Genomic DNA, 26671 nt, shown 5'->3' on the forward strand with positions numbered 1-26671 from the left:
GTTTATTGAAGATGAATTCACTTTTTCTGCAAACCGTACTTTGGACAATTACCAAACATTCAAACGCATATTGTTTTCCCAAATTTGCCTCCAAGCCAATAAACCATAACTTTGCCTTATGGAAAACGAAGACAATCTCAATGCTCCCGATAAACAAATCAATAATCCACTTCATGGTGTGCGACTCGCCGATATCCTGGATTATCTGGTAAAAAAACATGGTTGGGAATACCTTGGCGACAGGTTCAGTTTCAGGTGTTTTACACATGACCCATCTGTCAATTCAAGCCTTAAATTTTTGCGAAAGACAGATTGGGCAAGAAAAAAAGTTGAAGATTTTTATGTCAAATCCATAGAAAGAGAAAGGCGCGGATAGACCGGAAGAATATTTCGGTAACAAGTGCTGGATTCATAAGTCTATTTATCGGAGTGTTAAAAAAAAAAAGTAAATATTTTTTTGGCTCGGAAGAAAAAAAATCAACTTCTATTTAGCGATAAAATACATATTCTTCGGACTGATTTACAATAATTGGTTGATGTAAAAAAAGTAGAGTCAAGCCATCGATTTTCAAGTCTATTAGACAGGAAATCAGGTCACTGCAGGAGTTTGTATTTAGATTTTTTTGTTCCATATTAGATTCGAAATAGAGACTTGATCACCCAATGAACAATGGTTTCTTTTCAGTTTTGTAATTGAAATATTGTTTAATCCCCACCCAATTTGTTATGAAAAACAGAACAAAATTTATTAAAGCGAATTTGTATGCACTTTTTGCTGTGCTCTCCATCCTGACATTTTATGATTTGGCAGGAATCGAAATCGGTAATTCTGTATCCGCCATTCTTCCAAACGCATTTTTGTTGTTTGCTCCGCAACTCGGTTTTGTTTGGTATTATTGGAGGTCTTACAGCTTGAAAAGCAGGAAGGTATCAGTCTGATTTGGCTTTCTTGAAATTGAAAAAATTAAATAAGCGTAGATTGTAGTAATAGTACAGGTTTTTGGTTTTTTGGTAATGATCCTATAAGGTTCATTTATTTTTGAGTTAAAGGTTAAATGGTCAGCATTCTGGTCTGGGGATTTTTGAAGGATTGAACTTCAGGAATCCCCGGTTTTTTTTAGCTATATCTACTTATTCCTGTTATTAGAATACCCTCAGGATTTTGCCGAAGGTTTCGCTTTTGATACTAGATAAAAATGAATAAGGCAGGTCTATAAGGCCTGCCTTATTTAGGAAAATAGCTCTAACAAATCTTCATTTGGTCAGTGTTAGAAACAGGAAACCAAGAACAATTCATTGGTAATTTGCTGATTTAATCCATGTCAGAAGCCATTTTGTAACTTATTGTAAATAATCTGAATTCAAATTTTTTCCTTTACCAAAAAGCCTTGAAGTTACCCTGTTTGCATTTGAAAGTCTGTCAGATCCTGATTTTAAATCTTAACGTTAATTTTCGTGGGACAAGGGAATCAGTTTAGGGCTGAGGTCAGGATCTGGCATCTCCCTGTCAAAAGGGAACATCGGCCTATTGATCCGCTTAAATTCCATCCTTTCCAAATCCTGGTCCACACCTCCCGGAGTAAGTGCCATGATCCAATCTCCCCTCATGTCATAAAGTTCGGGTACCAAATAGCCAATTTTCACTACCACCACATCAGTTTGCCTTGGGTCCAAACCAAGTCTGGTAAAGTCTGATTCCAAATGATAGGGCTTTCTCTTTTTGGTCACTATCACAGAGACACTCCCGACTTTGACGACCACTTCAGATACGGCATGCTGATCACCATGGACAATCGAAGTCACTTTGCCGGAAAGAAAAACCGGTGGGGAAAAACGGGCATCCACCTTGGCACCGGCATATCCTTCTACCATGCCACCAACCCCGGCAGTTACTGCTTTTTCTATAAACTCCGGTCCGGGAATGGAGGCATAGATGAGAGAAGGTCCATCCTCGGATTTGAATTCAGGCCGCATCAAGATTTCATTCAAGGTCCAAGTGACATCACCGGCACCTCCTGCTGTGGGATTATCTCCCATATCGCTGATGATGTAGGGTCGTTTATCGCTGCTTACCGCTTTATCAAGGCTTTCTTCCAAAGAAGCTGTCGGGGCAATAAAATCAAACTTATGCCTGACATCCCAAAAGCTCTTGGCAAGATCGCCTGCTGTTTTCTTCACCAATTCCCCATCATCACCTGTCACCATGACATAAGCTTGATTCCTCGGTTCATCTGCCCAAGCATAGCCAATCCAAATTCCCGCATCTGTGACGCCTTCCTGATCTGCCGCTGGGGCTACTTTAGCGTATAGACTCTTGGCAGGGTCAATCCTCGTACTCGTTTTTTCACCCGGCAACAAAATCGGTACAGCCACCCAAGCCTTGTAGGCAGGTTTTCCCAATCCTTTTTCTAAGCGCTCCAGAAGATTATCCACAGTCCTTTTTTTGGATTCCATGGCATCCTCATGCGGTGCCAATCGGTAGCAGGTAATCAGATCTGTATGCTTTGCCAACCTTGGTGAGACGCTTCCATGAAGGTCCATAGATGTAGAAATCACCGTTTCGGTGCCGATTACTTCCCTGATCCTCATGATGAGATCGCCTTCAGGATCGTCCAATCCGACTACGCTCATGGCGCCGTGGATATCAAAAAAAAGTCCGTCATAAGGTGCATTTTTCCGCAAGGAATCCAACATCTCGGTGACCAGGGATTCATATGTTTCGCGAGTAACCGCTCCTCCCGGTAAAGCCCTCGCATAAAGTGCCGGTAGCCAAACAGCACGCTTGCGGTTGGCGGAATCAGGGGAGAAAAATGGGTACAAATTGAAAACCTCCTCGCCACGACTGACTTTGAAAGCGTCGATTTCACTGACAGCCGGTGAAAATGTACTTGACTCAATGGCGATTCCGGCAATGCCAATCCGAGGCAAATCATCAGGAGTGGATTTTTGGCTGCATCCAATCACGAGGATAAAGAGGAATATGAAAATTGGGAGACTTGACTTTATTTTGTTCATGGTGGAAAAGGAAGGTTTGCGTTGTATGGAATTACTATAATACTAAAAAATATCACAAGAGAAGGGACCGCTGCTACAAATTTGGGATTATGAAAAATTCAATAGGATCAAACACCTTTTTATTTAGTAGAGTTTGTAATTCAAATTGCCGAGGATTATCTTTCGATTAGGGGGATTGGTTAGAAAGCCCAATTGCATCCCGACATTTGTCGTGGATGGGAAAGATAATAGGGAGGAATTACAAATCTCACCAAGTAGTAGCATCAATCGTTTGAATATGCCTGGAAGGGAGAGAAATAAATTAACATGATTATAATTCAAAAAACATTTATTGCATGTTTGAAACTAGGAATAAAGAAGGAGATTATAAGATCAAATTGGTCTATTACGATTTGGAGGGAAACCTTTCAACCGAAGGTGTTTGGGCCGCTAAGGAAGGTGGATATTATAGAATAAAAAATGCTCCTTTCTTTGCTCCAAATCTTGCATATAATGACCTTATAAGTGTGGAAGATGATGAGGGAGAGTTGTTTTTTGATAGCCTGATAGAACCTTCAGGGCATACTAATTTACAAATTATATTTTTTAAGCCTGAGTTTGTGGATCAAGTGACAAATGATTTAAACAAATTTAATTGTGATTGGGAAGGTAGTCATGGGAAAGAATATATATCGGTAGATGTGCCTAATACTGTCGAATATTCTATAGTTAGAAATTACTTAAATCAAAAGTTTGAAGAAGAAATTTTGGATTTTAAAGAAGCTTGCTTAGGACATAATAAATAATTTGTAAAAAGTGTGACATGGGAAAAGAAGGTATAATTAAAACCTTTCATTAAAATGACAAAAATTGATATTTTATTTATAATGTTAATGTTTATTGGGTCATTCATGGTTTTGAGGAAGGGATTTAAAGAATGGGATAAAGAGGGTTACTATTCAATAAATTTACGATTAATCTTAGCAGGTGTAACGATGTTGGCAGTAGCTTTAATTATGATTTTTCAATAATTATGAAACCAATTAACTGTCTGGGTTTATGAATGTAATTCAAATTGAATTAACATTTCAACCTTCCCTGTTTTTGGTGTAAACCCAATTCCTCACTTTGCCTTTTTTCTCCCAAAAACCTAAGACATCACATTTTCATTACCCCGAGCGGCGGTGCATGGAGATTTGTTTAAATATAAAAATCATTGTAGCACCTTGCACGGGGCTAGTATTATTTCGCCCACTTCGGGGCTTTTGGTCGAAGGTGACCCATGAATAGAATTTGCAATGGTTTTCTATTCAGAAATCTTATGCTTAAGGAAGATCTTCTATTGGAACATCTGTGGGGAGGAAGCGCAATTCCGGGCCAGCGGTGGCCTTGTGTGGGGAAGGATTATTGCGCTAGATTTTTTTGGTTACTTTTTGTATCATGACAAAAAGTGACAAGAGAAAAGATCATCAAAATGTAGCGAAGTAATTGAATAAGAGTAAGAGGAAAATTCAAATTGAATTAACATTTCAACCTTCCCTGTTTTTGGTGTAGACCCAATTCCTTACTTTGCCTTTTTTCTCCCAAAAACCTAAGACATAGCATTTTCCTTACCCCGAGCGGCGGTGCATGGAGATTTGTTTAAATATAAAAATCATTGTAGCACCTTGCACGGGGCTAGTATTATTTCGCTCCGCCGCGGCGGACTGTTGGTCGAAGGCGACCCATGAATAGAATTTGCAAAGGTTTTCTATTCAGAAATCTTATGCTTCAGAAATAGACTAGAACACCCTTTGGGAATTCTATCTGACAGCGGTATAGAGAAAACCCGGGAATCAGGTTTTTTTTGACCCTTTTATTCATTCTTTATTGAAAGGCCCAACCCACAAATACCCCATAATTTGGTTTAAAATTCTTTTCGGGACCATATTGGTCCAAATTGGCTCCCAAACCAAAATTGAGCGCATTCATTTTCAATCCAGCCCTTAGTTGGAGAAAACTCCTTGCATGGAGGTCGTCCCGTGTGCTGTGGATATACAGGAATTGAACCCTGGTATATAAACTTGTTTTGGGACTTAGGGAAGGCTTGTATTCATAGATTCCAAAAAGTTCTACGTTTCTTTTTGAATGAAGGAAAACCGAAGCAACCGTCACCGCCACCCATTCTTTATTGGCAAAGGAATGCTGTGCGCCCAATAGAGGAGCAAAACCGACAGCATTATTGATTGAAGTCCCTCCGACTAGTCCAAATCCTTTGTAAATATTATAGTTGATCAATACGGGCATTGCCAAGTCCAAATCCTCTTTGTTATTGTCATAGCTTGCCGAAAATGAGGACACACTCAAAAAACCAAATTTGCTCTCAGGTGAAAACTTTTTCTTGACTACCATTTGAAAAAACATCCTGTTGTTTCCAACCATAAATTCCACAGGGGTGGGAACTTTGGGTGGAAATTCCTGGGACATTGCAGAATGGGACATTCCTGACCAAAGGAGAGCAATGAAAACGCAGGATAAGAAGTAGCCGGGTCTATTTTTCAAACTTCGCATAATTTTCAATTAATTTTTATGCAAAGCTCCGCAAACAGAAACAAGAAAAAGTTGCTCTATGTCAACGTTTTGACTTTTAGAGGTTGGCTTTCAATCGGCTCAAAGTATATTGGGTAATTCCCAGATAGCTTGCGATCACTTTATTGGATAGCCTATTGAAAATTCGCGGCTGCTGTTTCAGCAGCCATTTCAATCGGTCTAAGCTATCGCTTCCTTGCAGATCATAAATTCTTTTTTGGGTCGTGATGTAGGCCGATTCAAGGATATTCCGGTAGATTTTGTTGACTGCCGGTTCATTTTCTACCAAGAAGAAAAAGTCATCTTTTGTTATCGTAAGCACAGTGGACTTTTCCAGGCTTTGGATGTATTCAATTGAGGGATTTCCGGTGATCAGACTTGTAAAGGAAGTGCCGAATTTCCCTTCAAAGGCAATGTATCTTGTATTTTCAAGTCCTTCATTATTTACCGAAAATAAGCGCAGGCACCCCGAAAGGACAAAATAATTGAATCTACAAACCTCCCCCTCGCGGAGTAAAAATTCGTTTTTTTTGACTGTTTTTTCTTTAAAGAAAGGAGACAAAGCTTCAAGTTTTTCTTCGTCGATTTGTGTTCGATCTTGGAAGTAAGATTTTAGAATAGGATGCATATTCCAAATTAATGGATTTAGTTTAAAATCAATAAGTTGATCGGAGTTTTGCTAAAAAATAAAGATCATAATGGAAGAGGGAGAAATTGAAAATGAATTGAAAAACCAACTTTTATGATTGGTGTAAATCCAACTCTCCGCTAAGTGAAACCAACATTTGTCGGCATTTATCAATATTGACCCACTTGGGCGTCAGCTGCGGTTTGTGTTAAGGAAAAAAACTGTTTGCGTGTTGTGACTGACTTTGAGTTGAATTCCCCTGTGACCGTAAACGTTTGATCTGTTTGCCATTGAGTGGGCCACAGGTGAGGATTGAGGGTTAACTGCTGAACTTGGCTAGTATGCCAAATCATTTGAATGAAATCCGGATGCATATATATCGTGGTTTGGGTGGTGTTTTCGGTTTTCCTTTCCAATTCCAAATCCATTCCCCATCGGCTTTTTACAACCATTTTATCTTCATCTTTCAGAAGCTTGAAGTCAAGAGAAAAATTCAGGGTATCACTTTCAACCTTTTGTATGAAGGGGATTCCTCTACTCGCAAACTGTACATAAGAAGTATCTATCCTTGTCTGCTGTAGCTCACCCGACAAAAAAACGGTATCCTGAACGTGAAGCATTTCCATGCTTCGAATCTTTATCATCGTGCCAAGCGCCTCTGCTATGGTATGCTTTGGGTAAAGCATCAGCGAACTTAATCTAGAAGTGGAACTTCCTGTTTCCATTTCGAACTCGAATTCCTTTTGAGGATCGGAAGCATAAAACTCATGTTCGTTCAATAAGTTTCCGCTTTTGTTAAAGTACAATTTGAATGGATTATTCAGAATAGGTAATACATATTTTCGGACCAATCGGTTTCCTTCCTCAGGCTTGTCGCTGTCAAATCGGAAAGTAAGTGGCACCGTTCCTCGAACCTCATCTTCCAATACATGATATTCAGCACGGTTGATATCCACCACTACCTCCACAATATCGTTGGGGTTGTAGCTTACCTTTATGTTAGCATCCTGTTTCACTTCAGAAAATGCCCTAGGCTTCTTCCTGATTTTCCGGCCATGAGAGTAGTCATTGGTAGAGAGTTCCATTTTGAATTGAAACATATCCTGTCCTGCTGCACTTGTACCCAAAGTCATAAGCGCTAAGAAAAAAAGTACTTTTAAAAGACCTAAAAAGAAGGACGAAAACAGGTGGTGTATGCTTAAAATATACTTCATGAACTAACAGTGATTTGCTTCATAATTAGAGTAACGGATTTTTCAATTGTCGGTTCGAGCCATTAACCCAATTTTGGAATTCATGGATTTGAATAGAAATTTAATTTATTGAATATCCGCGTCTAAGGGAATAAAGGCGTTTGATTTAGGCGTAATTTGACTGCCTAGCATTCAGGAAAATTTAAATTGAATTAATTGACCAGCCCTGTTTTTAGTGTTATTCCAATTCCCAAATTATCTTTTTGCTCTAAAAAACCAAGAACATCTAATTTTCAAATCCCAAAGCTGCAGAGCATTGAGACTAGAATGAGTATAAAATCAGAGAAGCACCTTGTACGGGGTTATTGTTAATCAGCCCAATTAGGGCTGTTGGTTGAAGGGAAAAAGCGATCAAGCAAGTTTGGCATGTTAAAAACAAAAAAGCCCGGCATCAGCCGGGCTTTAAAGTGCAGAGGAGGAGAGGACTGAGCGTTAAATAACAGTCCGGTGGACTGTTATAGCGAAGGGCCAGATTGCAGGGTAGCTCCCGAGGACTCAAACGCAAAAAGCCCGGCATCAGCCGGGCTTTAAAGTGCAGAGGAGGAGGGATTCGAACCCCCGGTACCTCACGGTACAACGGTTTTCAAGACCGCCGCGATCGACCACTCTGCCACTCCTCTATTTGATTGTAAAACGGATTGGTCGTTTACGGATTGCAAATGTATGCCTTAACTTTGAATTTGCAAACCCCATCATTCCAAAAAGCCTTTGTTAAATGCTAATCTCCTGATTTTCTGATTTATTATTTTCAGGTTTAAGGCACTTCTTTCTTTTATATATCCATTAACCCAATTACCAATACCCATTAACCTAATAACCGATACCCATTAACCATTATCCATTTACTCAATCTTAATTCCTCATCTCCTCAATACCTCTATGATTTTCTCCAAATCCTCGCTGATGGTAATGATCCCGATCACCGGTTCATCTCTTCTGCCTGATTCGGTAATGAGTAGCGCTTCTGCCGGATGAGGGTTGCCAAGGCTTTCAACAAAATATTCCCGCGCCGTCACAAAATCCGTATCCTTCTTGATGATTCTGTAATTTTTGAGTTTGAGGGTTTTGGTGATGATGTCTTTGACATATGAATCTTTGAATAGCTTCAGCGGTTCTGAAGTTTTGGTCAATTCAGCCATCCACCTCGCAATAGCTTCAAAGTTGATCAAACCTAAAATAAAACCATCCTGAATGATAGGTGCCTGACAAAAATCTTTTTCTACCAAAGTCTGCAGGACTTTTACCAGACTGTCCTCAGGGGAAACAGAATACACCGTTGTCAAAAAATGTTGGGATACCAAAGGGGGATTCATGAGGATAGCAGATATTTTTTCTATTTCCAAGACTACGTCTTCCCTCGGATCAGCTACAGGCTTTCCCTGCTTTCTTTCGGAATGAATAATGGCATTGCGGAGATTTCCAAACAACCTCAGCTGATCTCTATATTGCCTGATGATGAGGTTGGTCTCGCTCATATCATCGATCAAGTTGAAGTAACTCACAAAGTTCCTCGCTTCTAAATTTCTCCTTAGAAAATTCTCGATAGCATTGAAAGCTTCCAAAAACCTGTCTGCATTGCTCATTTCCATAAAAATCTCATTTTGATATTAAAATCACCATTCTCTTAATCAGGACATTAACACTTCCCACAAATAATTTTCACAAAAGCTTACCTTTCACCTTTTACCTCTTACTTTTCACCAATAACCGATAACCCAATAACCAATAACCATTAACCATCATCCATTAACCAATTCAAAAGTCTGCTTTCCTATCTCCAATTCCTCATTGGTGGGGACCACCAGAATTTTGACTTTGGATCCTGAAATATTGATTTCCCGGATCTCTGAACTTCTTTTGGCATTTTTTTCCGGATCCAGATAGATTCCAAAAAACTCCATATCCTGACAGACTGCCGCGCGCATTTCTGCGTCATTTTCTCCAATCCCTGCCGTGAAGACGATGGCATCCAAACCATTCAGCGAAGCGGAAAAAGTACCGATGTACTTTTGGATCCGATAGGCATAAAGTTCATAGGCAAGCTTGGCGTCCTCGTTTCCATCCAATATGGCTTGTTTTACATCCCGCATGTCGCTGTATCCGCAAAGTCCCAACAACCCGCTTTTTTTATTCAGGATGTCATTGACTTCTTTGGAAGTATATCCTCTCTCATGGATCAGGTGGAAAATAATGGAAGGATCGATATCCCCGCAGCGCGTTCCCATCACAAGCCCGCCCATCGGACCAAGACCCATGGAATGGTCTATGGATTTGCCGTCCTTAATAGCAGTAATGCTGCTGCCGTTGCCGAGATGGATGGTGATGATTTTTGGTTCGGAAATATTGAGGTATTCATCGGTTCTACGGGATACATACTGATGGCTGCTGCCATGGAATCCGTAGGCACGGATACCCAGTTTGGTGTACATTTCCTTTGGAATGGCTGAGCGATAGGCCCTTGGAGGCATGGTTTGGTGAAAAGCTGTATCAAACACAGCTACTTGTTTGGCTAAGGGAAATACCCTTTCGGCAACCATGATTCCAAGGAGGTTCGGTGGATTGTGCAGAGGTGCCAAGGCAAACAATTCTTCAATTATATTTTTGACTTCATCATTGATCAAAGTGGTAGCTGCAAACTGCTCGCCGCCATGGACTACGCGGTGACCGATAGCTCTGACTTCCGACATGTCAGACAATACTCCTTTTTCGGGGTCTATCAAGAGGGCAGTCACTGCCAAAAGACCTGCCTCATGGTCTCTGATTTCCTGTTGGAATTTGAAAACTTCTTCGGAACCATGGATATATAATTTGTGGGTCAAAGTGGCATTTTCCAGCCCAATCCTGTCTACCAATCCACTACATATCGGAGATTCATTAGGCATGTCAAAAAGCTGGTACTTTAGCGAACTGCTGCCCGAGTTCAAAACGAGAATTTTCATTTCAATATATCTTGATCAGATAACCTTTAAATAATTAACTATTAACCCAAAAACCAATCCACAAACCTAAATTTTCTTCACTTTCAAAGAAGTTCCCTCAGTACTGATCACTTTGATCTTATCTCCCTGATCGATGAATTCTCCTCTGGAATAAGCATCATATACTTCATCGTCAATGATGACTTTGCCGCTTGGCATCAACCGGGTGTTTGTAATTCCTTCTTTTCCCAAAAGGCTGTTTTCATAAACAGAGGAAGTATAACCATCTGTCCGCTGCTGGGTAGTTGCCAAAGCAATGGTGCTAAATGCTCCCCATTTGTTGATTTTGGGAGCCAAAAAGAAAATCAGAGCCAAAGCTAGAATAGCAGCCAATATGACGGTCAGCAATGCCACAAACAAATCCCCTGCCGGAACAAATGAAAAATCAAACGCATCATTTGGAATCATACCCAGGGTCAGTCCCGTAAGGATGCCGAGTATTCCCAAGACTCCAAAAATTCCAAATCCCGGTATCACAAATATCTCCACCAACAGAAGGATAACGCCTACGATGAAAACCACAATCTCCCAGTTTTCGGCTAGACCGCTGAGGTAATATGGAATAAAGTAAAGAATGATGGCCGTAATCGAAGCTGCCAATGGAAAGCCAACTCCGGGAGTCTGCAATTCAAAATAAATACCAGCGAAGATGATGAGGATCAAAAATCCACTCACTGCAGGGTTTAAAAAGACCGAAATAATCGATTCGGTCGTCGATGTTGTTTGCTCAATGATTTCATAATCAGATACGCCCTGCTTGGCGATGACCTCCTCTATAGACTCGACTTCTCCTTCGCAATAGCCATTCTCAATAGCTTCAGAAACAGCGAATGTAATCACTGAACCTTTTTCGCTTAATCCTTCAATTTCGATTTCTTCATCGACCATAGCTTCGGCGATTTTGGGGTCCCGGCCTTTTGCCTCTGCGGTGCTGCGCATCATGGAGCGCATGTAGGATTGGTATTTGTCCGGTGCAGCTTCTCCGCCGCCGCCCATGACCACGGTAGCTGCACCAATGCTTGCTCCGGGAGCCATATAAATGCTGTCGCAGGCAATAGAAATCAATGCGCCCGCTGAGGCAGCATCTTTATTGATCCAGACATGGACGGGGATTTCTGATTCCAGTATCATGGTTCGGATATCGTCAGCATCGTTGACAGCTCCACCGTATGTATCCATTTCGATGATTATCATCGCAGCGGATTGTTTCATTGCATCTTCCAAAGCCAATTTCACCTTACGGTTCATCCTCGGATCAATGTTGTCATCTATTTTAAAAACATATATTTTCTTTTTTTCTGAGGAAGTATCATTTTGGCAAAACACCTCAGAGGATTGAAAAAAGAGAATAAGGACCAACAAAATTGATGTTAAAAGGGATTTCATATCATACGCCATTTGAGTTTTGAATATACCAAATATTCCAATACCAGCCGCAAACACTAATTATATCATTGGTTTGTTGGGGAAAGGTATTTTGACTTATTTTAAAGCCAAAACACTTCTATTATGATTAATAAATTCAGTTTATCAGTATTTGTAATTGCTTTCTTGAGTGCCTTTTCGGCTGTTCAGGCCCAATCAGACCGATGGCAGCAAAAAGTCAAATACATCATGGATGTTTCTATGGATGTAGAGAAAAATACCTTTAAAGGAACGCAAAGACTCCATTACACCAATAATTCACCCGATACACTGACGAGGGCATTTTACCATCTTTATTTCAATGCTTTCCAGCCAAACAGCATGATGGATGTACGGTCACGTACTATTTCTGACCCGGACAGAAGGGTAATGGACAGAATCCAAAAGCTCTCTCCTGCCGAAATCGGAATATTGAAAGTAAACAGCCTAACCATGGATGGGAAAAAGGTGGACTTTGAGCATGTGGAGACCATATTGGAAGTGAATTTGAACAAACCAATCCTTCCTGGGCAGACCGTTGTATTCGACATGGATTTTGAAGGACAGGTACCACTTCAGGTGAGGAGGGCAGGCAGGGACAATGCCGAGGGAATCCGTTATTCCATGTCGCAATGGTATCCCAAAATGGCAGCTTATGACCGAAGAGGATGGCATGCCAATCCCTATGTCGGAAGAGAATTCTATGGCAACTTTGGGGATTTTGATGTGAAAATCACCATTGACAAAACCTACATTCTCGGCGGGACGGGCTACCTTCAAAATGCCAATCAGATCGGGCACGGTTATGAAGACGAAGGAGTAACTGTTCCTGTTGCAAAAGGAAAAAACCTCACTTGGCATTTTACAGCACCCAATGTCCATGATTTTATGTGGGCGGCTGATCCGAAGTATACCCACGAAAAAGTAAAAATGGAAGACGGCCCAATGGTTCATTTTCTTTATGTGAAAAGTGATAAAACCCAAGAAAATTGGGCCAAACTCAAAGGCTATACCGTAGATGCAATCCAATATATGAGTGATAATTTTGGAAAATATCCTTATGAGCAATATTCTGTAGTGCAGGGCGGTGACGGTGGAATGGAATACCCTATGTCGACTTTGATCACCGGACATAGAGGACTTCAAAGCCTAGTGGGGGTGACGGTGCATGAGCTCATCCACAGCTGGTATTATGGTGTTCTTGGATTTAATGAATCATCAGAGCCTTGGTTGGATGAAGGATTTACCACTTGGGGCACTAGTGTGGTGATGGATGCTGTTTTTAAAAAGGAAGATAAATTTGTGCAGAATGGGGCATATACTTCCTACTTCAGGTTAGCAAAATCCGGATACGAAGAGCCTTTGACGACGCATGGTGATCACTACAATCTCAATTCTGCTTATGGACCGGGTACTTATAACAAAGGGGCTGTTTTTGTAGAACAGCTAGCTTATGTCATCGGAAAAGAAAATTTTAACAAAGCCATGTTGAGGCTTTGGAATGACTGGAAATATATGCACCCAAATGGTCATGACGTCATCAGGGTGATGGAAAAAACAAGCGGATTGGAGTTGGATTGGTATTATGATTATTTCATTGCTTCCACCAAGACCATCGATTATGGAGTCAAATCCGTGGATGCAGTAGACAATCAAACCAAGATTACTTTGGAAAGGGTGGGTTTGATGCCGATGCCTTTGGACGTTGTCGTCACTTATACCGACGGTTCACAGGAGATGATATACCTGCCTTTGGTGATCCAAAGAGGAAACAAGCCTGAAGAAAAGGGGATGCCAACAAGGATTATGACCGTTAGATGGCCATGGACAAATTATTCCCAAGAAGTTCAGCTTGCCAAGCCGATATCCTCTATCAAATCTGTGGAGATAGATCCAAGCCAAAGGCTGGCAGATGTCAACAGATCAAACAACAAATTGGATGTCAGTACTTTAATGGAAAAGAAATAATAAAAAAGCCTTCAAAAGAATCAACTTTTGAAGGCTTTTTTATCAATCCAAAGGAATAAAAAAAGGTGCCGTTTCAGCACCTTTTTTTATTTTTTGAATTATCCTGCGTTTTTCTTCTCTTGAACTTCGGTACGGATGTCCTGTGCCAAGTTTTTAAGGTCCTGCATACCTTTTCTTACACGGGTACCTGCAGCTTGATTGCCTTTGTCATAGAATTTTTCAAAATCTCCTTCAAGTCCAAGGACGAGATCTTTTAGTTCGCTAAATCTGCTCATATTAAAAGTCAGTTTTTAAGGTTGATGATAAGTTTATTTGTGCGGTCAATATAGCTAAATTGTTTATAAAACAACACAACAAAGCCCTTTTTTGACTTTAATTATTCTCCAAAAGACATCGCCATTTCAGTATTTCTGTAATAACCGCTTGTTAGTTTGTCTTTTACGGCTTCGAAGGCTGCAATTGTTTCATTCACGTCTTCAATTGTATGTACAGCTGTAGGGATCAATCTGAGGATGATCATTCCCTTTGGGATTACAGGATAAATGACCACCGAGCAGAAAATGTTGTAGTTTTCTCTCAAGTCTCTTGTCAAAGTTGCCGCTTCACCCACAGTTCCGTTGAGGACTACAGGAGTAACAGGGGAGTTTGATTTTCCAGTACTGAATCCTTTTTCTTTCAATCCATTTCTCAATGCATGGACAATTTTCCAAAGATTTTCTTTCAATTCGGGTTTTGTCCTGATCAAATCCAATCTCTTCAAAGCACCTTCTACCAAAAGCATCGGCAATGATTTGGCAAAAATCTGTGACCTCATATTGTATTTGAGGAATTGGATGACATGTTTTTCTCCCGCAATAAATGCACCGATAGAAGCCATTGACTTAGCAAAAGTGGAGAAATACAAATCTATCTGATCCTGTACACCTTGTTCTTCACCGGCACCGGCACCTGTTTTACCCAATGTTCCGAATCCGTGCGCATCGTCTACCAATAGCCTGAACTCATATTTTGCTTTCAAAGCCACGATATCCGCTAGTCTGCCTTGATCACCGGTCATTCCAAATACACCTTCTGTAATTACAAGTACTCCGCCTCCGGTTTCTTCAGCGAGCTTGGTAGCTCTCTGCAGTTGCTTCTCGCAGCTCTCTATATCATTGTGTGGAAATACATATCTTTTTCCTAAATGCATCCTCAAGGCATCAATGATGCAGGCGTGGCATTCGCTGTCATATACGACCACATCTTTTCTATCCAAAATAGAATCGATGACAGACATGATACCCTGATATCCGTAATTGAGCAGGTAGGCACTCTCCTTGCCAACAAAGGCCGCAAGTTCTCTTTCCAACTGCTCGTGAAGGTCAGTTTGTCCTGACATCATTCTCGCGCCCATAGGATAAGCTGCTCCCCACTTGGCAGCTGCATCGGCATCAGCTTTTCTCACTTCGGGATGGTTAGCAAGACCCAAGTAGTTGTTTAGACTCCAGGTCAAGACTTCCTTGCCCTTAAATTTCATCCTGGGGGCGATTTCTCCTTCTAATTTCGGAAATGCGAAATAGCCTTCTGCAAGCTCAGAATGCTTGCCCAAAGGGCCAAGGTTGGTTTGTAATTTTGCGAATAAATCCAAGGCTAAATTCTTTTAGGTTTTACAAATTTGTGAATGGATGTGTCATCCATTAAATCGGGCAAAACTAACACAAATAGTCCAGCCTTGCAAAAATCCAATTCCAAATCAAATATTCTTTTACTAACTCACATTATTTTACTTACTTCGCAGGACATGCTTTTTATAAGAAATAAACCCAATTATGCATAAAATCAAAAAGCTTTTGGTAGCTAACCGGGGAGAAATAAGCCTACGGATCATGCGTACAGCCAAAGAAATGGGTATCAAAACGGTTGCGGTATACAGCGAAGCTGACCGCAATTCCCCCCATGTGAAATTTGCCGATGAAGCTGTTTGTCTGGGACCTCCGCCGTCCAACCAATCTTACCTTCTTGCAGACAAAATCATTGAAGTAAGCAAAGAAATGGGTGTGGATGCAATCCATCCGGGTTATGGGTTTTTATCTGAAAATGCAGCTTTTGCCAAGAAAGTGACTGATGCGGGGATCATCTTTGTAGGACCATCACCTGAATCAATAGAGGTGATGGGAAGCAAACTTGCCGCAAAAAATGCTGTATTAAAGTATGGTATCCCAATGGTACCGGGTACTGACCATGCCATCAGTGATATTCCTTCTGCAAAACAAAAAGCCAAAGAAGTTGGCTATCCCATTTTGATCAAAGCAAGTGCAGGAGGCGGTGGAAAGGGAATGCGGATTGTGGAGGAAGAATCGGAATTTGAGGAACAAATGCTCCGTGCCATTTCAGAAGCGCAATCTGCTTTTGGGGATGGGGCTGTTTTTATAGAAAAATACATCACATCACCCCGGCATATTGAAATCCAGGTTTTGGGAGACCAATTCGGAGATGTTGTTTATTTGTTTGAAAGAGAGTGTTCTATCCAAAGAAGACACCAAAAGGTAATCGAAGAGGCACCTTCAGCGGTTGTTTCCCCTAAGATGCGAAAGGCGATGGGCGAGGCTGCCGTCATGGTGGCCAAAGCATGTGATTATTATGGAGCGGGCACAGTAGAATTTATAGTAGACGAAAACCTCGATTTTTATTTCCTTGAAATGAATACCAGGCTTCAGGTTGAGCATCCTGTGACGGAAATGATCACAGGAAAAGACCTGGTACAAGAACAAATCTGGGTGGCGGAGGGAAAACCCCTTTCCTTCAAACAAGAAGATTTGAAAATTAATGGGCACTCCCTTGAGATTAGGGTTTACGCTGAAGATCCCAGAAACAATTTTCTCCCGGATATCGGCAAACTTCAAACTTACATCAGGCCACAAGGTCCCGGCATCCGGGTTGACGATGGATTTGAACAAGGAATGGATATTCCTATTTATTACGATCCCATGATCGCCAAATTGATTGTCCATGACGAGAGCCGTGAAAAAGCCATTCAGAGAATGATCAGGGCAATAGATGATTATCAGATTACTGGAATTGAGACTACTTTGGGATTTTGCCGCTTTGTATTGGAGCACCATGCTTTCAAATCAGGCGGTTTTGACACCAAGTTTGTGGAGAAATACTTTTCTCCGGACAAATTAGACATCCAATGGGATGATGAGGAATTGGTTTTATTGGCAGGTTTAGCGATCGAAATTTTTGAAAAAAATAAATCCAGCCTTAAAGATTCCCGAAGCAGCCAATTGACCGGAAACAAAACAAACTGGAAAAACAGGTTGATCTGATGGCTGAAATTCTACCGATTAAGGCCTGGCGTTACCATGAAAGTTTCAAAGACAGGATGGAAGATTTGATCTCACCACTGTTTGACGTCGTCTCGCAAAAGCAACGACAGGAACTTTATGCGAATCCCCACAATAGCATTCACCTTTCTGTTCCTCTGGGTGAAAATCCCTCCCTATCCGCTAAGTTAATCTTGGAAAAATGGAAACATGAAACTGTGATTTCTCAAGACCAAATACCGGGAATCTATGTTTATTACCAATATTTCAAATTGCCCGGAGAAGAAAAGGAATCTTGTAGAAAGGGATTTATCGCTCAAATAAAGGCCTATGACTGGGATGAGGGAGTGGTGTTACGTCATGAAAACACTATCCCGAAATCTGTCAACGACCGAGTGGAAATGTTGAAATCCACCCAGTTTCAGCCAAGTCCTACACATGGTTTGTATGAAGATCCGATGCATCTATTGGAACCTTACATGGATGCTGCTATTCAAGATCCGATTTATGATCTGGAAGATTACCAAGGGGTCCGCGAGGTGTTGTCGGTGATTCAGGACCTGCCTACCATTAGGATTTTCATAGAACTGATTGCTTCCAAATCTATTATTCTTGCCGATGGACACCATAGGTATGAAGCCGCTATTGCTTACCGAAAAGAAATGGCTTCGTCCAATCCTGCACACATCGGAGAGGAAGCATACAATTACCATTTAATGTATTTTACGAATGCGCTCTCTAAGGATTTGAGAATACTTCCCACTCACCGGCTTTTTATTGGGATTAACTTGTCAGAAAATGAGGTGCTCCAAAAAGCGGAAGAGTGGTTTACCATAAGAAAAGTCTCTGATTCAGATGAGATCTCTGAATTGATTCTGCATAAACAATGGGCATTTGGCTTAGTATTCAAAGACAGTGCTTATAAAATCAGGCTTAAACCCGAAAAATTTAAGGAATTTGAATTGGCCATTCCTGATGTCGTCAAGTCAGTTGACCTGATGGTTTTGCATTATTTTTTTATTGAAAAAGTATTGGGCATCAATATGGAAGCGCAGCGCTTTTCCGAAAACATAGAATACGAACGAAATCTGCATAGGTGCATCGGTAAGGTGGGAGAGGGTTCTGCGGATTTTGCGGTGATTACCAAAGAAGTATCAATGACCCAGGTTTTGGAAGTTTGTAAAACAGGATTTATGATGCCCCAAAAATCCACCTATTTTTATCCAAAAACAGTTTCGGGTCTTTTGTTTGCTTCTGTTGATGAACAGGAATTTAAATTTCCATACCAAGCATTTCGGCCATGATTGACTTAGGTACAAAAAAGCTTATTCTCGCTTCCCAATCCCCAAGAAGGAAAGAATTGCTAAGAGGATTGGGGATTGAATTTGAAGTCAGAACAAAGGATACCAATGAGGATTTTCCCGAAAACCTTGATTCCTCTGAAGTTGCCGGTTTCCTTTCTGAAAAAAAAGCAGCAGCTTTTGCCCAAGAAATTGGACCGGATGAGATAATAATTACCTCGGACACAGTGGTGATTCTTGACGGTAAGATTTTGGGAAAACCTGCTGATAAAGAAGATGCTTTTGAAATGCTCTCCCGATTATCAGGCAAAACACATTTGGTGACGACTGCGATTACATTTTTATCCATAGGTAAAAAAATCACCTTTTCAGATACAGCAAAGGTTCATTTTAAAGAATTATCAAAACTAGAAATTGACTTTTATATTTCCACTTTTAAGCCTTTTGACAAAGCTGGGGCTTATGGAATTCAGGAATGGATCGGATTTGTTGGGGTCGAAAAAATTGAAGGTTCCTATTTTACTGTCATGGGATTGCCTATCCACCTCGTATACGATGTTTTGAAAAAGTGGTAAAAAAAACTCCCACAAATAATATTTGCGGGAGTTTGATAGTTATGGAAAATGAAGTAATTATTCTTTAACAGGCGTCAACTCCGCCTTGTCAACTTTTTTGATGGGATCATTGTCCTTGAGTTGTTTGGAAACAACAAAGTATGGACCTGAGATGATTTCCTGACCTTCTTTTAGACCTTCCAAAACTTCAATATTGTCAAAGTCTGAGATTCCGGTTTTGATTTCTGTCTGTTTTGCCCTGTTGTTTTCAATAATGAAGACCAATTCTTTTGCTTTGGTTCCTTCAGGATTTTTCGCTGTAGAATCTTCCCTCGTCGTCACTGAAGCCAATGGAACAGCGAGAACATTGTCCTTCTTTTGGGTAATGATATCCACACTTGCTGTCATTCCGGGACGGAAAGGATATTTCATTTTCTCGGTGATCAGGTCAGCGTAAGATTCATTCAAAATTCTGATTTTGACCTCAAACTCTGTCACGGCATCGACACTTGCTTTGGTATTTGCTGAGTTGGCGATCGAGGTGACCACGCCTTTGAATTTTTTCCCGGAAAAAGAATATGAATCCACATCGATGATGGTTGTATCTCCTTTACTGATTCTGACGATGTCATTTTCATTGACATTGACACGGACTTCCATTTTGTTCAAATCTGCCAATCTCAACATTTCAGTTCCTGCCATTTGCGCAGTACCTACTACTCTTTCTCCTTTTTCAACCAAAAGCTGTGAAACAACACCGCTGAATGGTGAATAAACATTGGTCAATCTGAGGTTTTCAGATGCCTCATTTACCGTAGCTTGAGAGCTTTTTACAATGTATTCTGCTGCGATTACTTGTTGCTTAGCGGCATCTAAATCATTTTGGGCAGTTAGGAAAGTGGATTGGATCTGTTCCCAATCAGAATCTGAAATCACCTTGTCTTTATGAAGCTTTTCATTTCTTTTGAATTCCAAATCGGCCCTTACATATTGTGCCTCGGATCTTTTGAGGTTTGCTTTTGATTGGGCAAGGTTGGCCATATTTTGATTGAGGTTTGCCTTGGATCTATCAAGTGCGGATATAAAGTTGTCCGGACGGATTTTGACCAAAAGATCCCCGATTTTAACAGAATCACCTTCCAAAACATTGAGTTCGATGATTTCCCCGGCCACATCAGGGCTGAGTTTTACTTCAGTTTCTGGTTCGATAACTCCCGAGGCACTCACTTTTTCGATGATAGATACTTTCTTTACTGTGGATGTCTCCACGTTGGTTTCTTTTTCGCCACCGATCCAGCCTGCTTGCCGTCCAATGATAGCGAATACGATGACTACAGCCAGAACTCCTAAAAGGATATAAATAAGCTTATTTGACTTTTTCTTTGCCATTTTGATTTTGGTATTATATTAAAGTTTGAGTGGGTTTCCTAGGTAAAAATCCAAGACTTTTACTCTGAATATATAGGTGTACTTGGCAGTAACCAAGTCTGCTTGGGCATTGAAGAAATTGTTTTGTGCCAATTGGAAATCGGCAAAGTTGATGGCACCTGCATCAAAACGCTGCTGGGAAATCCTGAAAGCTTCCTCTAATGAAGCTACCCGGATCAATGAAGCTTGGTAAGATTGTCTTGCCGCAAATGCGCTTGTGTAGGCGCTTTCGATATCCTGTCTCAGTTGGTTCACAGTTTCCACTTCCTGTATTTGACTGAGCCTTTTCTGTAATTTTGCCCTTTGGACATTTGCCCTATTTCTCAAATTGGAAAAGATAGGAATGTTTAATTGCAAATTCCCGGAGTAAGAAAAGTTGTTTCCTATTTGCGTAGCAAAACCATCTCTTACACCGAAAAAATTTGGTTGATCAATATAGTTCGAAAAGGCACTTCCCCCAATGCCAAGGGTAGGGAAAAACCCGCCCTGTGCTAGCCTAATTCCAACTTCAGCACTTTCAACACCAAGTTCTGCAGCTTTGATTTCAGGCATCAATGCAAGTGCACTTTCAAATACTTCATCTACTTCCTTGTCCGCCATAGAATATTCCTCTGCTTCCAGTTCAGGAATGACAATATCAAAATTATCATTAAAAGGAATCTGCATGGCCTGTGAAAGGTTCAGCTTTGCAATCCGCAGATTGTTGGTGGCATTGATTACTTCCAATTCATTGGTTGCATTTTGTGCCTGTATGTCCAACTTGTTGGCCAAAGGAAGCGATCCAGCATCTACCAATTTGGTGGTATTTGCAAGTTGTTCTTTGGTACTTGCCAATTGATTTTGGGCGATTTTCAATTGTTCTGAATTGAAAACAACATTGATAAAGAAATTGACAACGTTTAGTGTAATGGTGTTTTCAGTGGCCAAAACATTGTACTGTGCCGCTTCAATATCGATTTTATTTTGCTGGATAGAGTTGGTGATTTGTTGACCGGCAAAAATAGTAAAATTGGAGCTTGAGAATAAGTTTATATTTCCTATTCGGTTGTTTTCAAACAAGTTGGTAACGGGGTTAATAGAACGACCCCATCTGTAACCAGAACTTGCTCCTGTATTCCAGGTAGGAATACGCTGTCCTTTATTTTCAATCAGGTTGGCTTCTGTAATTCCAAGATTTGTCTGGCTGCGCTGAAGGGTTAAGTTGTTTTCCAGTGCGATTTCAATACAGGTTTCCAGATCTAATCTACTGAAATCCACATCTTGGGCATAGGTGGAGGAAAATGTAAGCAGCAAAAAAGCAACTGCTGTTAGGTAATGTTTTTTCATCATGGGTTAATCAATATCAGGTATGTAAATTAATTCTTTGATCCAGGTAAGGCTATTTAAGTAAGCTATGGTCGTTGGTCTGATTCCGCTGTCCATTTCAATTACATGGCAAGCAATGTCATTTTTTCCTTTTCTGGAAACAGACATCGTCGCAATATTTGTTTTTTCTTGGGCTATAACACTTGAAATAAAGGCAATGGCACCGGAAACGTCCTCTGCTTTTATGATCAGGGTATGGGATTGAGCCGAGAAGTTTGCATTAAATCCATCAATTTCCGCAATATTGATCACTCCGCCTCCCAGACTTTCACCTATGACCTCAACTTTCCTATCTCCTTTGGTAAGGTTCAGTTTGATGGTATTGGGATGGTACACAGACGCATTTCCTATAGATTTAAAATTGAATAGCAGCCCCTTTTCTTTGGCAAGATCAAATGATACCTTGATATTGGCATCATCTGTTTTGAAATCCAAAAGGCCACCAATGATGGCCTTATCGCTTCCATGTCCTTCGTATGTTCTGGCAAATGAATTGTAAAAAGTGATGATAGCAGTATCAGGCACTCCTCCCAATACCCTGATAGCGGCCCTGGCGATTCTCACAACCCCTGCCGTATGGGAAGAAGATGGTCCTATCATTACCGGACCGATCATATCAAAAATACCACTTTTTGTTCCCATGGGAAAACTCAGTTTCAATTAGCATGCTAAAGTAAGAAGGATTTTAATTTGAAAAAGACATTTTCAGTATGTTTGCTCCTAATGAGGATTAATTCCTCATTATTTAATTATTTTTAACGCGGATTAATAATAACAAAAATCTGTTTTGTTCAAAAATGAACACTACTATGGTCGGATTTGATACAATTTTTCTTTACAAACACCAAGATGGGATTTGGTCCGATCACGCAAATGAATTTCATAACAGAGGCTTTTTGTTTGGAGATGGTCTTTTTGAAACTATGGTCTTTTCAAAAGGCAAAATGAGGTTTGCCAATCAACATTCCGAGAGACTTTTGGAAGGCTCTAGAACTCTGTTTCTGGAGACCGTTGGGATTTCGCCAATAAGTGAAATAGAAGGTCTCCTCCGTGAAATATGGGGGGATAAAAAAAGCCTTCGTGTAAGGTGGAATGTTTATAGGGCAGGTTTGGGAAAATATACGCCAGAAACTCACTCGGTCCTCGAAAGTCTGCAAATCCATACTTTCCAACCTGCGCCAAAGGTAAAAGAAAAGGCCTATTTCAGTCAAGATATCCATATCCAAAAAACTACTTGGAGCCATTGTAAAACTTTGAGTTCCTTGCAATATGTCATGGCCAATCAGGAAAGGAATTCCAAAGGATTCGATGAAGTGGTTTTGACTACCCAAGAGGGATTTATCTGCGAAGCAGGAGCCTCCAATTTATTTTGGGTAAAGAGCGGTCATTATTTCACACCTTCTTTAGAATCGGGTTGTATCGCAGGTATAGCAAGAAATATGATTCTGGACTACCTGAATAAAAACAACATTTCCTATTCAGAAGGGTTGTTTAGACAGGAAGATTTGCTATCGGCGGATCAGATATTTACCAGCAACGTGACGGGGATCAGCTATCTCCAATCACTTGAAAACAAAAACTTTGATACCCATCGAGAAAAAGGTTTGGATTCAATCTTTGAACTGAATTAATCCGGATTTTTTTAACTTCTCAAATGGCAACTGCCGCCTTGATATGTGGATGTGGATCGTAGTTAAGCAATTTAAAATCCTCATATTCAAAAGCAAAAATATCCTTCACATTCGGATTGATTTTCATAGTTGGAAGTGGACGCAATTCCCTGCTTAGTTGCAGATGGGCTTGCTCGAGGTGATTGCTATAAAGATGTGCATCTCCAAAAGTATGGACAAAATCTCCCGGCTCAAGGTCACAGACCTGAGCGACCATCATGGTAAATAGTGCATAAGAGGCTATATTGAAGGGAACTCCCAAAAACACATCTGCACTTCTTTGGTATAGTTGGCAGGAAAGCTTGCCGTCTGCCACATAGAATTGGAACAAAGTATGGCAGGGTGGAAGGGCCATATGGTCCACGTCCGCCACATTCCATGCACTCACTATATGCCTTCTGCTGTCAGGTTTGGTTTTGATCTGATGGATCAGGTTTTTGATCTGATCGATTTCTCCTCCCTTTCCATCCGGCCAATGTCTCCACTGATATCCATAGACAGGTCCCAAATCTCCATTTTCATCCGCCCATTCATCCCAGATACTGACTTTGTTTTCGTTGAGGTATTTGATGTTGCTGTCACCTTTGAGAAACCAAAGCAACTCGATGATGATGGAGCGGAGGTGGAGTTTTTTGGTGGTGACCACAGGAAACCCATCTGCAAGATTGAACCGCATCTGATGACCAAAAACACTGATCGTCCCTGTTCCTGTTCGGTCTGTTTTTTTAACACCGTTGTCCAAAATGTGCTTCATCAAATCGTGGTATTGCTTCATATTCAGGGATGGGATTTTCTTGGTGGCAAGATAGGAAGATAAGTAAAATTAGGAAAGGAGGATTTTGCTTTTAATTGTTGAATTTGATTTTTTGTCCTTGTCAATTTTCTTTTTGGAATTTTCAAAGTGGTTTTCAATATGGCAAATCTTTGTCTTATTACCATTACTTTTTTGTGAAGTTGTATTCAAAATCAAGGCTATCCCGTATATTTCACCGGCAATATGTTTACAAAAAAGAACTCATTTTGGTTATTGGGATTGGCTGTGTTGATGACATTGCTCATCGGGGTTTTTAGACCTACAGTCCTTTTTGACTATGATTTTGAAAGTTTTTTCCCCCAGGATGATGAGGAGCTTTCCTTTTATCAGGATTTCAGAAGCAGGTTTGAAAACGACAATGATTACCTGCTGATAGCATTAGGCCGCAATCCGGATATCTTCGATTCTGTTTTTTTGGCGGCTGCAAATTCGCTTAATGAAAACCTCAAAAACCTGGATAGGGTGGACAAGACCGTTTCACTTTTGGATCTGGAAGAACCTAGGTTAAATCCATTTGGGATTAGGTATAGGAGAATTTTGGATTGGGAAAATCAGGAAACTCTAAATGCCTCGGAGGAGACAATCCTGGGCAGTTCAAGCCAATGGAAAGGCAATCTTGTAAATGAAAATGGTAATTACCTTTTGATCATACTTAAAAACCAACAGCGAATCAGCAAAGAGGACGGGGATTTATTGTATCAGCAAATAAAAAACTTAGTTGAAGGTTCAGGTATCATTGATTATCATATTGCAGGCAAAATCAGGGCACAGGGAGAATTTGTTCAACTGATGCAGGAGGAGTTTTCTTTCTTTTTGGGAATATCAGGTTTGCTGATCGTTTTGTTGCTTGTCTCCATCTTCAGGACTTGGTGGGGAGTTTTGGTTCCTTTGGTGGTTTTGTTTTTTGGGATTATTTGGACAATAGCTTTGTCCTTGTATTTCGGAAAACCACTTGACGTCATGTCTGTAATGCAGCCTACTATTCTTGCGGTGGTTGGCTTGGCGGCTCTTATCCATTTTTTTAACCAATATTTGACCCAAATCAGAAATGGTTTTAAAAAAGACGATGCGATACAAAAATCATTTTCAGAGTTAAGTCTAGCGGTTTTTTTAACCAGCTTCACCACGGCTTTGGGTTTCGTTTCACTTTATTTTACCAATATTCCAAGTTTAAAGTTCTTCGGACTGTTTACAGGAATCGGGGTAATGCTGATGTTTTTTGCAGTGATATGGATAGCCCCTGGGATGTTGTATTTGCTTACTCCATTCAAAGTAACTGACTATGATTCTTTCTCGGTCATGTGGCGGAATGGAATGAGGCGGGCTTTCTTGTGGACAATGTCTTATTTCAAACTCATTTTTGGGGTATTCGTCTTCCTTACTATTTTGTCCGGAATTGGGCTATCAAAGCTCCAAGTCAATGGATATATTTTGGATGATCTGCCTGAAAACAATTCACTTAAAGGAGAATTTGAGTTTTTCGACAAAGAGTTTGGAGGATCCAAGCCATTGGAAATTTCGTTGGAAACTGGGACTGAAGGTTCTGATTTGATGCAGTTTGAAGTCCTGAAGGAACAGGAAAAACTGGAGAATTTTCTAAAAGAAACTTTTAACACCTCAGCCATTGTCTCCCCTTTGGCATTGGTCAAAAGCCTGAATAAAGCGACCAACGGAGGCAATGAAAAGGCCTATACTGTCCCATCGCAGGGTCAATTGAAGCGTATTTTGCCTTACATGGAAAAGGCCATTGAGACAGTGCCTCTTCAGATTCTTTCTTCTGATCTGAAGTCGGGACGAATTTCAACCCGAACAGAAGACATGGGAAGTCTAGAATCAGGCAGGATGAAAACCAAGCTTGAGGAGTTTTTGAAAACAGAGATCAATCCGGGCCTTTTGGAGGTCAGGATTACAGGTACCTCTCATCTGATCGATATCAGCCACGAAAGTGTCACTGTCCAAATGGCAAAAGGGCTTGGTTTTGCGTTTGTAATTGTGGCCGTAATTATCGGGTTTTTGTTCAGGTCTTGGAAAATGGCCTCGGTGGCTCTGGTCCCAAATATTATTCCGCTTGTTTGGGTTTGCGGAATCATGTACCTCTTTGGAATTGAACTGAAACTTACCACTTCCATCATTTTTACAGTTGCTTTTGGTATAGCTGTAGACGATACCATTCATTTTATGACAAAACTGAATGTGGAATTAGCCAAAGGGAAATCATGGCTTTATTCCATTAAAAGTACTTATTTGGAAACAGGAAAAGCAATCATACTCACCTCACTTGTTCTGGTTTTTGGATTCTCCGTATTGACTCTTAGTGAATTTGGAGTTACTTTTTATTCCGGGTTATTGATAAGCACCGCATTGATTTTTGCTTTGCTTGCTGATTTGATTTTGCTTCCTGTTTTATTGGTTATGCTAAAAAATAAGGTCCGCTGACCGTT

General features: G+C 40.6%; 22 protein-coding genes and 1 tRNA gene. 9 read left to right on the forward strand and 14 right to left on the reverse strand.

The window, feature by feature from the left end; genetic code table 11:
- Nucleotides 1-118 precede the first annotated feature (118 nt).
- Together DQW11_RS13465 and DQW11_RS13470 are read left to right on the forward strand one after the other, a co-directional pair.
- Nucleotides 119-376: a VF530 family protein gene (locus DQW11_RS13465; protein ID WP_113924586.1), complete on the forward strand. Its 258-nt coding sequence runs from the start codon at nt 119-121 to the stop codon at nt 374-376.
- Nucleotides 377-726: 350 nt separating this feature from the next.
- Nucleotides 727-939: a hypothetical protein gene (locus DQW11_RS13470; protein ID WP_113924587.1), complete on the forward strand. Its 213-nt coding sequence runs from the start codon at nt 727-729 to the stop codon at nt 937-939.
- Nucleotides 940-1446: 507 nt separating this feature from the next.
- Here DQW11_RS13470 and DQW11_RS13475 read toward each other — a convergent pair.
- Nucleotides 1447-3015 (reverse strand): M81 family metallopeptidase, encoded by a 1569-nt coding sequence (locus DQW11_RS13475; protein ID WP_113924588.1) that lies wholly within the window; start codon nt 3013-3015, stop codon nt 1447-1449.
- Nucleotides 3016-3350: 335 nt separating this feature from the next.
- Between DQW11_RS13475 and DQW11_RS13480 the strand changes: the two genes are divergently transcribed.
- Entirely contained in the window at nt 3351-3800 is a 450-nt protein-coding gene (locus tag DQW11_RS13480) for a DUF4265 domain-containing protein (protein ID WP_113924589.1), read from the forward strand.
- A 1060-nt stretch (nt 3801-4860) separates the two neighbouring features.
- On the opposite strand, the gene DQW11_RS13485 is transcribed toward DQW11_RS13480, so the two are convergent.
- The 7 genes from DQW11_RS13485 to DQW11_RS13515 all read right to left on the reverse strand — a co-directional run bounded on the left by DQW11_RS13485 (nt 4861) and on the right by DQW11_RS13515 (nt 11807).
- A complete protein-coding gene (locus tag DQW11_RS13485) occupies nt 4861-5535 on the reverse strand; it encodes a hypothetical protein (protein WP_394337147.1) in 675 nt (224 codons plus the stop codon).
- Between the two features lie 85 nt (nt 5536-5620).
- Nucleotides 5621-6190 (reverse strand): Crp/Fnr family transcriptional regulator, encoded by a 570-nt coding sequence (locus DQW11_RS13490; protein ID WP_113924591.1) that lies wholly within the window; start codon nt 6188-6190, stop codon nt 5621-5623.
- A 170-nt stretch (nt 6191-6360) separates the two neighbouring features.
- Nucleotides 6361-7404 (reverse strand): hypothetical protein, encoded by a 1044-nt coding sequence (locus DQW11_RS13495; RefSeq protein WP_157966115.1) that lies wholly within the window; start codon nt 7402-7404, stop codon nt 6361-6363.
- Between the two features lie 574 nt (nt 7405-7978).
- Nucleotides 7979-8063 (reverse strand) — tRNA-Ser (locus DQW11_RS13500).
- Nucleotides 8064-8303: 240 nt separating this feature from the next.
- Nucleotides 8304-9032 carry a CBS domain-containing protein gene (locus tag DQW11_RS13505; protein ID WP_113924593.1) on the reverse strand — a complete coding sequence of 243 codons (729 nt, stop codon included), beginning with the start codon at nt 9030-9032 and terminating at the stop codon, nt 8304-8306.
- Between the two features lie 150 nt (nt 9033-9182).
- Complete coding sequence (locus tag DQW11_RS13510) at nt 9183-10382, reverse strand: acetate/propionate family kinase (RefSeq protein WP_113924594.1); 1200 nt, start codon at nt 10380-10382, stop codon at nt 9183-9185.
- 66 nt (nt 10383-10448) lie between these two features.
- Nucleotides 10449-11807 (reverse strand): NfeD family protein, encoded by a 1359-nt coding sequence (locus tag DQW11_RS13515; RefSeq protein ID WP_113924595.1) that lies wholly within the window; start codon nt 11805-11807, stop codon nt 10449-10451.
- Nucleotides 11808-11930: 123 nt separating this feature from the next.
- On the opposite strand from DQW11_RS13515, the gene DQW11_RS13520 reads away from it, so the two are divergent.
- On the forward strand, nt 11931-13793 hold the full coding sequence (locus tag DQW11_RS13520; protein WP_113924596.1) for a M1 family metallopeptidase: 1863 nt from the start codon (nt 11931-11933) through the stop codon (nt 13791-13793).
- A gap of 98 nt (nt 13794-13891) precedes the next feature.
- On the opposite strand, the gene DQW11_RS13525 is transcribed toward DQW11_RS13520, so the two are convergent.
- Together DQW11_RS13525 and DQW11_RS13530 are read right to left on the reverse strand one after the other, a co-directional pair.
- On the reverse strand, nt 13892-14068 hold the full coding sequence (locus tag DQW11_RS13525; RefSeq protein ID WP_113924597.1) for a histone H1: 177 nt from the start codon (nt 14066-14068) through the stop codon (nt 13892-13894).
- A 101-nt stretch (nt 14069-14169) separates the two neighbouring features.
- Complete coding sequence (locus DQW11_RS13530) at nt 14170-15420, reverse strand: aminotransferase class I/II-fold pyridoxal phosphate-dependent enzyme (protein ID WP_113924598.1); 1251 nt, start codon at nt 15418-15420, stop codon at nt 14170-14172.
- A 181-nt stretch (nt 15421-15601) separates the two neighbouring features.
- On the opposite strand from DQW11_RS13530, the gene accC reads away from it, so the two are divergent.
- Genes accC through DQW11_RS13545 form a run of 3 tightly spaced genes read left to right on the forward strand, consistent with a single transcriptional unit; the run spans nt 15602 to nt 18974 of the window.
- Entirely contained in the window at nt 15602-17101 is a 1500-nt protein-coding gene (gene accC, locus DQW11_RS13535; protein ID WP_113924599.1) for an acetyl-CoA carboxylase biotin carboxylase subunit, read from the forward strand.
- Nucleotides 17101-18402: a DUF1015 domain-containing protein gene (locus DQW11_RS13540; RefSeq protein WP_113924600.1), complete on the forward strand. Its 1302-nt coding sequence runs from the start codon at nt 17101-17103 to the stop codon at nt 18400-18402. The genes accC and DQW11_RS13540 overlap by 1 nt, the downstream gene beginning before the upstream one ends.
- A complete protein-coding gene (locus DQW11_RS13545) occupies nt 18399-18974 on the forward strand; it encodes a Maf family nucleotide pyrophosphatase (protein ID WP_113924601.1) in 576 nt (191 codons plus the stop codon). The genes DQW11_RS13540 and DQW11_RS13545 overlap by 4 nt, the downstream gene beginning before the upstream one ends.
- 57 nt (nt 18975-19031) lie before the next feature.
- Here the strand turns inward: DQW11_RS13545 and DQW11_RS13550 are convergent, their stop codons facing one another.
- The 3 genes from DQW11_RS13550 to sdaAB are packed head-to-tail and all read right to left on the reverse strand — an operon-like array spanning nt 19032 to nt 22388.
- Nucleotides 19032-20342, reverse strand: coding sequence for an efflux RND transporter periplasmic adaptor subunit (locus tag DQW11_RS13550; protein WP_113924602.1), 1311 nt, complete (start codon nt 20340-20342; stop codon nt 19032-19034).
- Nucleotides 20343-20360: 18 nt separating this feature from the next.
- A complete protein-coding gene (locus DQW11_RS13555) occupies nt 20361-21707 on the reverse strand; it encodes a TolC family protein (protein WP_113924603.1) in 1347 nt (448 codons plus the stop codon).
- Between the two features lie 6 nt (nt 21708-21713).
- Nucleotides 21714-22388, reverse strand: coding sequence for an L-serine ammonia-lyase, iron-sulfur-dependent subunit beta (sdaAB, locus tag DQW11_RS13560; protein WP_113924604.1), 675 nt, complete (start codon nt 22386-22388; stop codon nt 21714-21716).
- A gap of 155 nt (nt 22389-22543) precedes the next feature.
- Between sdaAB and DQW11_RS13565 the strand changes: the two genes are divergently transcribed.
- Nucleotides 22544-23377 (forward strand): aminotransferase class IV, encoded by an 834-nt coding sequence (locus DQW11_RS13565; RefSeq protein ID WP_232826747.1) that lies wholly within the window; start codon nt 22544-22546, stop codon nt 23375-23377.
- 19 nt (nt 23378-23396) lie between these two features.
- Here DQW11_RS13565 and DQW11_RS13570 read toward each other — a convergent pair whose 3' ends face one another.
- Nucleotides 23397-24191, reverse strand: a complete 795-nt coding sequence (locus DQW11_RS13570; protein ID WP_113924606.1) for a thymidylate synthase — start codon at nt 24189-24191, stop codon at nt 23397-23399.
- A 222-nt stretch (nt 24192-24413) separates the two neighbouring features.
- Here DQW11_RS13570 and DQW11_RS13575 point away from each other — a divergent pair, with 222 nt between their 5' ends.
- Entirely contained in the window at nt 24414-26666 is a 2253-nt protein-coding gene (locus DQW11_RS13575; protein ID WP_113924607.1) for an efflux RND transporter permease subunit, read from the forward strand.
- Nucleotides 26667-26671 lie beyond the last annotated feature (5 nt).

It is taken from the genome of Cognataquiflexum aquatile, from assembly GCF_003316845.1.
In the GTDB taxonomy this organism is placed as follows: Bacteria; Bacteroidota; Bacteroidia; order Cytophagales; family Cyclobacteriaceae; genus Cognataquiflexum; species Cognataquiflexum aquatile.

Excerpts from the sequence above, each read along its gene's own strand:
- DQW11_RS13465 (WP_113924586.1), top strand. The coding sequence starts at position 119 with ATGGAAAACGAAGACAATCTCAATGCTCCCGATAAACAAATCAATAAT.
- DQW11_RS13470 (WP_113924587.1), top strand. The coding sequence starts at position 727 with ATGAAAAACAGAACAAAATTTATTAAAGCGAATTTGTATGCACTTTTT.
- DQW11_RS13475 (WP_113924588.1), bottom strand. The coding sequence starts at position 3,015 with ATGAACAAAATAAAGTCAAGTCTCCCAATTTTCATATTCCTCTTTATC.
- DQW11_RS13480 (WP_113924589.1), top strand. The coding sequence starts at position 3,351 with ATGTTTGAAACTAGGAATAAAGAAGGAGATTATAAGATCAAATTGGTC.
- DQW11_RS13490 (WP_113924591.1), bottom strand. The coding sequence starts at position 6,190 with ATGCATCCTATTCTAAAATCTTACTTCCAAGATCGAACACAAATCGAC.
- DQW11_RS13495 (WP_157966115.1), bottom strand. The coding sequence starts at position 7,404 with ATGAAGTATATTTTAAGCATACACCACCTGTTTTCGTCCTTCTTTTTA.
- DQW11_RS13505 (WP_113924593.1), bottom strand. The coding sequence starts at position 9,032 with ATGGAAATGAGCAATGCAGACAGGTTTTTGGAAGCTTTCAATGCTATC.
- DQW11_RS13510 (WP_113924594.1), bottom strand. The coding sequence starts at position 10,382 with ATGAAAATTCTCGTTTTGAACTCGGGCAGCAGTTCGCTAAAGTACCAG.
- DQW11_RS13515 (WP_113924595.1), bottom strand. The coding sequence starts at position 11,807 with ATGAAATCCCTTTTAACATCAATTTTGTTGGTCCTTATTCTCTTTTTT.
- DQW11_RS13520 (WP_113924596.1), top strand. The coding sequence starts at position 11,931 with ATGATTAATAAATTCAGTTTATCAGTATTTGTAATTGCTTTCTTGAGT.
- DQW11_RS13525 (WP_113924597.1), bottom strand. The coding sequence starts at position 14,068 with ATGAGCAGATTTAGCGAACTAAAAGATCTCGTCCTTGGACTTGAAGGA.
- accC (WP_113924599.1), top strand. The coding sequence starts at position 15,602 with ATGCATAAAATCAAAAAGCTTTTGGTAGCTAACCGGGGAGAAATAAGC.
- DQW11_RS13540 (WP_113924600.1), top strand. The coding sequence starts at position 17,101 with ATGGCTGAAATTCTACCGATTAAGGCCTGGCGTTACCATGAAAGTTTC.
- DQW11_RS13545 (WP_113924601.1), top strand. The coding sequence starts at position 18,399 with ATGATTGACTTAGGTACAAAAAAGCTTATTCTCGCTTCCCAATCCCCA.
- DQW11_RS13550 (WP_113924602.1), bottom strand. The coding sequence starts at position 20,342 with ATGGCAAAGAAAAAGTCAAATAAGCTTATTTATATCCTTTTAGGAGTT.
- DQW11_RS13555 (WP_113924603.1), bottom strand. The coding sequence starts at position 21,707 with ATGAAAAAACATTACCTAACAGCAGTTGCTTTTTTGCTGCTTACATTT.
- sdaAB (WP_113924604.1), bottom strand. The coding sequence starts at position 22,388 with ATGGGAACAAAAAGTGGTATTTTTGATATGATCGGTCCGGTAATGATA.
- DQW11_RS13565 (WP_232826747.1), top strand. The coding sequence starts at position 22,544 with ATGAACACTACTATGGTCGGATTTGATACAATTTTTCTTTACAAACAC.
- DQW11_RS13570 (WP_113924606.1), bottom strand. The coding sequence starts at position 24,191 with ATGAAGCAATACCACGATTTGATGAAGCACATTTTGGACAACGGTGTT.
- DQW11_RS13575 (WP_113924607.1), top strand. The coding sequence starts at position 24,414 with ATGTTTACAAAAAAGAACTCATTTTGGTTATTGGGATTGGCTGTGTTG.